The following is a 7,680-nucleotide window of genomic DNA, read 5'->3' as shown; positions in this document are numbered from 1 at the left end:
GCCGGAGCCGGGCTTTTTCGTATATGATTTCGGACAAAACGCCTCCTTTGTGCCGCAGATTACGGTTGCTGGGCCTGCGGGCTCGACAGTGCGAATGACGCCTGCCGAACAGCGGCACGGCCAGACCGGCAATACCAATGACGGCCGAGGCCGTGTCAATCAGGCAGGGCTCGGCAAGCCGAATTATTGGGAATATACTCTGCGGGGGGATGGGGAAGAAATCTGGACGGATGTCTTTTGTTATACGGGGTTTCAGTATTTGGAAATCTCCGGTGCTGTTCCGGAAGGAACTCCAAATCCGAACGGTCTGCCTGTAATAAAGGACTTGTCGGCTGTGCAGGTGCGAAATGCTTCCGAGCGGGTCGGCACATTTGCTTGTTCGATGACCCTTTTCAATGACATTGACCGGCTGATTGACTGGGCCGTGCAGAGCAATATGGCTCATGTCCTGACGGATTGCCCCCAGCGGGAGAAACTCGGCTGGCTTGAACAAACCTACCTGATGGGGCCTTCGATTTTCTGGAATTACGATGCGGCGGCATATTTCAGAAAAATTGCTCGGGATATCCGGGATTCACAGGATTCGAGCGGGCAGATTTTCACTGTGGCGCCCAGTTTTCCTGTTTTCCAGGGGGCCTATCAGTACAGCCCCGAGTGGGGGGCCGCAGGCGTTTTTGTCCCCTGGCTGACGTTTCAATGGTACAGCGACCGCCGCATTCTTGAAGAGAACTACGAAATGATGAAGCGCTATGTCGACTGGATGGAGGCGACTTCCGACAATCTGATTCCCGTTTCCGGTTTGGGCGATTGGTATGATTACGGGCATGGCCAATCCCTGGGGCCGTCCCGCTTTACGCCGAAAACGCTGACGGCGGCGGCAATCTTTTTCGGCTGTGCGCAAACGCTTTCCGATGCCGCCGCGGTGCTCGGGAAAACCGAAGACGTCCGCCGATACAGCGCCCTTTGTGACAAAATAAGAAGTCGCTTCAACAGCGAATTTTTCGACGGCAGGGCGGTCTATCAGAATTTCGGCAGCCCCCAGACGGCCCATGCAATGGCTCTGGTGTTCTCTCTGCCGCCGCAGGAGGCCCGCTCGTCGGTTCTGGAAACGCTTATCGAAGACCTTCGGCAGCGAAACTGGCAGCAGACCGCCGGTGATATTGGGTTTCATTATCTGGTGCGGGTTTTGATGAACTCCGGCCGTTCCGATGTTCTCTATCGGATAGCAAGCCGCACAGATAGGGGAAGTTACGGCTGGATTCTGCAGCAGGGCTGGACCTCATTGCCGGAGGCCTGGGATGCAACGACTACCTCTTCGATGAATCATCTGATGTTAGGCCATATTCAGCAGTGGTTTGGACAGGGCCTTGTCGGGATTCGGCCGCATCCGGAGGAAACCGGTTTTCGAAAATTTCTTGTCTGGCCGGAACCGGTTGAAGACCTGCGATGGTGCAAAGGGACTTACCGTTCTCTGTACGGCCCAATTGAGGTCTCCTGGTCCTGCAAAGAGAAGGAGTTTGTCCTTACCCTGACGGTCCCCTGCAATACAACAGCGGAGGCGGCACTTCCGGCAGACAGCCCCCGGCATGTCCGCGTGAATGGAAAACCGCTCGGCGCTTTTCGAGAGGCCGTTTTTCTCCGGATGCAGGACGGCAGGGCGGTCATTCTCGTTCCGTCCGGACGGTACCAGTTTCAGTCCAAACTGCCTTGAGGCGTTTTTACCGGAGCAGCAGGGGCTGTTTGTCCCGCAGCCATTGCGGAAGCTGCTCCCGCCGGACTTCTTTCCAGAGCCCTCGTTTTTCTTCGAGGGCTTCTTCCATCCATTTTTCGTATTGAGCAAACCGGGAATGTTCGAACCGCAGGTCTGCATACCCCCAGCCGTTTCGGATGATTTCTTCATTGACGATTCGTCCATCCTCCAGACGGACGTATGCCAAAAGACGGCCGTATAAATCCCGCTGATCGCCGACGTTATCCAGCAGCAGAGTGACCGGACCGGCGCCGATGAGCTGCCGGACAAAATCGGATGCCTCTGGACCAAAGTACATCACACCGACAGTCGGGTGTTTGGTTTCCGGAGTGTCCACGCCGAGCATCCGCACACGGACAACTTCCCCGCTGTCCGTGCGGATATCCAGAGTATCTCCATCGATGACCTCGATTACGGGGAAGGTTTGCAGGTGAAATTGCTTTTGGTCTGGGGTGTAAAAGAAATGTCTCTGAACAATCGACCGAAGCGGCCCCCCGAACCGATGGTCAGTAATCCCCAATCCTGCCGGTACAAGAAGGAGCCAGAAGAGCAACAGACCGTTTTTCCTTCGGCGGCTGATGGCGTATGGAATCGTTTTTCGCCTGCTCATAAACGCTCCTTCTTTTTTGATTGTATCGCAGCAGTGTAAGAAAAAAAGAAAAACCCTGCAAAATCAGCCTTTGCAGGGTTTTAGGAAGCGAGGCCGAAGGGGCTCGAACCCTCAACCTTCGGATCGACAGTCCGATGCTCTAACCAATTGAGCTACGGCCCCACATCGAGACTCCATAATAAAAACTCCGGACTTCTTTTTGTCAATTTTTTTTCGGCAAAATTTCGCGAGAAAAACATATATGACTTAGTATATCCATTATGGTTGTTTTGTTGGGTCTTGCCTAAATGTGTTCCTGTGCTATCATTCCTAATGAATGCAAAAACAGGAGTAAAAGTATGCCCAAAACAGCGCTGGTACCCATTGCACACGGAACAGAAGAGCTTGAAGCCGTTACGATTATTGATGTGCTTCGCCGGGGAGGCGTGCAGGTGACCGTTGCGTCCGTACAGTCTCTCCAAGTCAAGGCCTCCCGAGATGTGAACTTGACGGCGGATTGCCTGATAGGGGATTGCCAAGGCAAAACCTATGATTTAATCGCACTGCCGGGAGGAATGCCCGGTGCCGAACATCTGCGCGATTGTGCGGTCCTGACTGACCTGCTCAAAAAGCAGAAAAAAGAAGGCCGCTGGGTTGCCGCGATTTGTGCATCCCCCGCCGTAGTGCTGGCTCATCACGGACTTCTGAATGATTGTCGGGCAACCTGTTATCCTTCGATGCAGGACAAACTGCCCTCCGCCCAGTCTGCTCCGGTGGTTGTGGATAAAAACTGCATCACCAGCCAGGGGCCGGGGACAGCAATTCCCTTTGCGCTGGAGCTGGTTTCACGGCTTCACGGCCGGAATGCAGCGGAAAAAGTGGCTGCCGCCATGCTGGTTAAATGGGCGCCGGTTTCGTAGTCTGTCCTCACGGCTTTTTCCAGATGTACTGTCGCGGGGCTCCGCTGTAGTAAAGGAGCGCATCCGGCTGTTTCGTGATTTCAAGGCCGGTTCCGTGATTGTCCCGGACAAAGACAACCTGAAACGTGCGGTTTTTGAGCATCCCGTCGAAGCAGCCTTTTCGTTCTCCAATCGTCAGGGTCTTTTCCTGTTCGTTCCATTGAAAAACGATGGTGCTGTAGGCCCCTTTTTCGTAGTGATAGCCGTCATTTTCATCTTCATAGAGCACAAAGGAACCGTCAGCGCCCGGATAGATTCGTAATTCTATCGGGTCTGCCGGTTTTTCCGCGGCATACTGAACAAACGGACCCATCGGGATGATAGAGCCGGCACGGACGTACAGAGGGATTCTGTCAATCGGCGCATCGGCTTGAAGCGTCTGTCCGCCCGCCAATCGTTTTCCGGTCCAGAAATCCACCCATTCCGTTCCCGCCGGCAGGTAAACCGTCCGAGTCTGCTTTCGCGGTTCTGTTTGTTTTTCGCGTCGAAGGATTTCTGGAGTTTTCCAGAACAGCTGGGCCCGGAAAGCCCCCAAGACCGAATTAGAGGTTTCGAAAGCAAAGTCATAGGTCCTGCCTGCTTCCAGTTCGACCGGAATGGTATAGAACTCCACTGACCAGTAATTGCAGGGCACCTCTTTGCCGTCCAGAAACAGCCGCTTGGGCCCGAAACTTTTCATATGAAACCGATGCGGCCCGCTTTGTGTGGGAATCAATTTGCCTTCCCACCGCATCGAAAAGGTTTCATCCTCAATAAAGTCCGGCCAGCCGGTGTACCAGAACAGATTGATAGTCGGTTCCATTTGCTCCCGGCAGACCTGCTGAAAGTCTGCATCGCTGTAGTAGGTCACCTTCAGTCCCCGCTTGCCGTCCGGCGTGCGGAAATGCTCAGGCCCAATCAAAACGCTGTCTTCCGGCGGACGATGCCGCATATATTCCGTGACCGGGCAGACCAGAAGGGCCGGGCCGAACAGGAACTCATCATCTATCGAATAAGTTTGCCGGTCATCGGCAAAATCCATCGGCAGACCCCGCATCAGGGTATAGCCCTCGCTGGAAATTCGCCAGGCCAGAGAGTAAATATAGGGCAGGAGCCGATATCGAAGCCGGTCAAACCGAATCAGCGTATCGGTGAAGTCCCCGAATTCCCAGATTTCCCGCGGTGTTTCTGAGCCGTGGGCCCGAAAAATCGGACAAAACGCCCCAAACTGAAACATTCGTGTATAGAGTTCCTGATAAGCCGGGTCTTTGCCTCCGTTGGAGAAAACCCCGCCGTAGCTTCCAATTACAAAGCCGCCGATGTCAAACGTCCAGTAGGGTACACCGGCCATGCAGTGATTTAAACCGGCGGAAATCTGTTTGCGATACGTCTCCCAGTTGGCGCCGATGTCCCCGGACCAGGTTGCGGCGGCATTTCGCTGCTGGCCGGCAAAGCTCGAACGGGTCAGAATATAGACGCGTTTCTGTTCATTCTCTTTTCGCAGGTTTTGATAGAGTGCATCCGTCATCACCAGCGAATAGGTGTTCAGATAGCGGGCAAAAGAACCGCGATGATTTCTGCCGATGAATTTCAGCCACGCCTCCGTTCCCTCTTTGGTCAGGGCGTTAATCACATCCGGTTCCGTCGAATCAATCCACCAGCCGTCAATCCCTTTCGAAACGAGCCCCTCTTTCAGGTATTTCCAATAGACGGCGTTGGCCTGCGGGTTGTAGGCGTCATAGTATTTAAAGCCGGCCCAGCCGAACGGCGGATAGAGAAATCCGTTTCGGTCCATCTCTTTAAAAACGGCTGTATCCGGTCCCAACCCCGGCCAGATGGAAATCATCAGGTGAAAATTCATCTGATGCAGCAGGTCCACCATTTCTTTGGGATTCGGATAGCGGGTTTCGTCAAACACCATTCCGCCCCAGTTGTTATTCCCGCCCCAGTAGTTCCAGTCCTGAATGAGATTGTCAATCGGGATTTGACGCCGCCGGTACTCTTCTGCAATGCCCAGCAGCTCCTGACGGGTCTTGTAGTGTTCTTTGCTTTGCCAGTATCCGTAGGCCCATTTGCCGTACAGCGGGGCTTGTCCGGTGAGGTCTCGATACCCTGCGATCACCTCATCCATCGTTCGGCCTGCGATGAAATAATAATCCATCTGGCGGCCGACTTCCGATTGGAATAACATTCCGCTTGGACTGTCGGAAAAAACGGTTTTCGAGTAGTTGTCCCAAAGAATGCCCCAGCCGCCGGTGGAAATCAAAAACGGAATGGCCGCTTCCGTGTTGGATTGAACCAGCGTTACCGTTCTGCCCCGATAGTTCATATACCCGTCCTGATGCTGGCCGAGACCGTACAACCCTTCTTCCGGACGCAGGGTGAACCGCTGCTCCAGAGTGAATACGTTTGTTTCATAGGGAATCTCAATCGGATGAATGGCAGGGGGGCCTTGCTCCTTTAACAGAGTTTGTCCGGCGGCGTCCTGATATTCAATTGTGCCGTTTTCTTTGGATAGGCGGACTGTGAGCTCATCCGAGCAAAGAACAAACTGATAAGCATCTTCAGCCAGAGACAGCTTTACCCGCTCCCGGTTGGAAGCAATGACAACCAAACTGTTAGGGTCGGGTACCGCGGGATTTACCCATTTTATCACACGAACTTTGTTGTCTCCGTAAAAACGGATTCGTGTGAAGGATTGTCCGTTTGTCCATTCAATTCCATTGTGAAGAACTTTTACTGTTCCGGAGGCAGGGGGCAGTACGGTCTGCTGTCGGCAGGAACTCCCAAAAACCGCCGTTAAAAGACCCACAATGGCGACATGCCATCTTTTCAACTCGAGCGGCATCATCCTCTCCTTTTCAACTCCGATAGTTTTTTCCTTTCTCCCATGGAAACCAAACAATATAATCCATCTATACAGCAAGGGAAACAGGCCGAAGAAATTTGCAAAAAAAGCAGTCTGAAAAAGGAGGACAGGCCATGCTCAAATTGTCGAGTCCTGCTTTTGCCGACGGGCAGATAATTCCGCCGAAATACACGGCCGACGGGGAGGATATTTCGCCGCCGCTGGCTTGGGAGGGGCTGCCGCAGGAGACTCAGAGTCTTGCTTTGATTTGCGATGATCCGGACGCCCCGGTCGGCACATGGGTCCATTGGCTGATTTGGAATATCCCCAAAGATGCCGGCTCTCTGCCCGAGAATGTGCCGATGCAAAAGCAGCTGGCCGATGGAGCCCGGCAGGGAGTGAATGATTTCGGCCGAATCGGATATGGGGGGCCGGCACCACCCGGCGGAACGCACCGGTACTTTTTCCGGCTATACGCACTGAATACCGTCCTTGATCTGCCGGCCGGTGCTTCACGGGCTCAATTAGAAAAAGCCATGAAAGGCCGGATACTCGGACAGGCCCAATTGATGGGGAAATACGCTCGGCGGCGGTAAGACGAACAAACGCGTTTAGGTCTCCCGCAGACGCTGAATCAGGATGCCGGTATAAAGGGCCAAAAGCACCAGGTAGTCCAAATCCATCAGACTGTAATGGGAATGCTCGGTGGAGTTTTCGATGTAGAAAATTCCGAAGCAGTCTTTTTGGTACATCACCGGGGCAATCAGCACGGAGCGGATTCCTCGATTGATAATCGGACGCGGCAGCTGGTGGATCAGCATAAATTTGTGTTTTTCGAGGGCCTCTTCCAGACTGTTTGGGACAGCTAAATCAACCCGCTGGACGGCTTCTGTAGTGATTTTGCGGCCTCCTTCGGCCTCCATCGGCCCGCTGGGTTCGCGGCGCAGGGCAACCCAGACGTGCAGGCCCGAAAACTGTCGAAGCAGAACTTCCTGAAGAATTTTGTGCAGTTTGCCCAAAGACCGTTCGTGGCAGATTTGGTCGATTACTTCGGTAAGCTGCCGGACGCGTTTGGCCGGAAAACGAATCGGCGGGGCATCCGCTGCATCCAGATTTCGCTCGACGGTATGCAGCTCCTTTCGGATTTGGGTGCCGACGAGGGTATCATCCTTTTCACTAATTTCAGCCGCGTGATTTCCCTCCTCATCCAACTGAACACGGATTTCGAAGTCGGCAATCTGGATGGTATCTCCGGTTTTAATTTCGGCCTTATGAATCGCAACACGGTTCAAAAAGGTTTTATTTGCTGAGCCGAGGTCTTCAATAATCCAGGCTCCGTCTTTCGTTGTGTAAAAGACGGCATGCTGACGGGAAACGGCCGGATCCGGCAGAAAAACCTGACTGCCTTTCTGGCGGCCGACATAAATGGGACCCCGGTCAAATGTCAGTTCGTTAACGCTGCTTCCGCTCAAACTGACGAATAATTTCATAGCCGCCTCTCCTTGTCAGATTTCAAATGAAATTATACCGGGTTTCTCGAATTTCTGTCAATGGT

At 53.5% G+C, this 7,680-nt stretch carries 6 protein-coding genes and 1 tRNA gene; 3 read left to right on the top strand and 4 right to left on the bottom strand.

Features of this window, described 5'->3' with window-relative positions; translation table 11 throughout:
• Positions 1 to 1,711 (top strand): family 78 glycoside hydrolase catalytic domain (locus tag PKY88_04340; GenBank protein ID HOQ04421.1); only part of this gene is annotated, 1,711 nt, incomplete at its 5' end.
• Between the two features lie 7 nt (positions 1,712 to 1,718).
• Here PKY88_04340 and PKY88_04335 read toward each other — a convergent pair.
• Both PKY88_04335 and PKY88_04330 read right to left on the bottom strand, forming a co-directional pair.
• Positions 1,719 to 2,360 carry a thermonuclease family protein gene (locus tag PKY88_04335; protein ID HOQ04420.1) on the bottom strand — a complete coding sequence of 214 codons (642 nt, stop codon included), beginning with the start codon at positions 2,358 to 2,360 and terminating at the stop codon, positions 1,719 to 1,721.
• An 88-nt stretch (positions 2,361 to 2,448) separates the two neighbouring features.
• A tRNA-Asp gene (locus PKY88_04330) sits at positions 2,449 to 2,522 on the bottom strand.
• A 176-nt stretch (positions 2,523 to 2,698) separates the two neighbouring features.
• Between PKY88_04330 and PKY88_04325 the strand changes: the two genes are divergently transcribed.
• Entirely contained in the window at positions 2,699 to 3,259 is a 561-nt protein-coding gene (locus tag PKY88_04325; protein HOQ04419.1) for a DJ-1/PfpI family protein, read from the top strand.
• 7 nt (positions 3,260 to 3,266) lie between these two features.
• Here PKY88_04325 and PKY88_04320 read toward each other — a convergent pair whose 3' ends face one another.
• Positions 3,267 to 6,128, bottom strand: a complete 2,862-nt coding sequence (locus tag PKY88_04320) for a glycoside hydrolase family 31 protein (GenBank protein ID HOQ04418.1) — start codon at positions 6,126 to 6,128, stop codon at positions 3,267 to 3,269.
• Between the two features lie 131 nt (positions 6,129 to 6,259).
• Between PKY88_04320 and PKY88_04315 the strand changes: the two genes are divergently transcribed.
• Entirely contained in the window at positions 6,260 to 6,721 is a 462-nt protein-coding gene (locus PKY88_04315; protein HOQ04417.1) for a YbhB/YbcL family Raf kinase inhibitor-like protein, read from the top strand.
• 15 nt (positions 6,722 to 6,736) lie between these two features.
• Here the strand turns inward: PKY88_04315 and PKY88_04310 are convergent, their stop codons facing one another.
• Complete coding sequence (locus tag PKY88_04310) at positions 6,737 to 7,615, bottom strand: FHA domain-containing protein (protein ID HOQ04416.1); 879 nt, start codon at positions 7,613 to 7,615, stop codon at positions 6,737 to 6,739.
• Positions 7,616 to 7,680: the final 65 nt, after the last annotated feature.

Source organism: Anaerohalosphaeraceae bacterium, assembly GCA_035378985.1.
Taxonomy (GTDB): domain Bacteria; phylum Planctomycetota; class Phycisphaerae; order Sedimentisphaerales; family Anaerohalosphaeraceae; genus JAHDQI01.
This window is presented reverse-complemented; position numbering and strand designations above follow the sequence as displayed.

What these genes read in the sequence shown, in the direction of transcription:
- PKY88_04310 (HOQ04416.1), bottom strand. Translation starts at nt 7,615, where the DNA reads ATGAAATTATTCGTCAGTTTGAGCGGAAGCAGCGTTAACGAACTGACA.
- PKY88_04320 (HOQ04418.1), bottom strand. Translation starts at nt 6,128, where the DNA reads ATGATGCCGCTCGAGTTGAAAAGATGGCATGTCGCCATTGTGGGTCTT.
- PKY88_04335 (HOQ04420.1), bottom strand. Translation starts at nt 2,360, where the DNA reads ATGAGCAGGCGAAAAACGATTCCATACGCCATCAGCCGCCGAAGGAAA.
- PKY88_04325 (HOQ04419.1), top strand. Translation starts at nt 2,699, where the DNA reads ATGCCCAAAACAGCGCTGGTACCCATTGCACACGGAACAGAAGAGCTT.
- PKY88_04315 (HOQ04417.1), top strand. Translation starts at nt 6,260, where the DNA reads ATGCTCAAATTGTCGAGTCCTGCTTTTGCCGACGGGCAGATAATTCCG.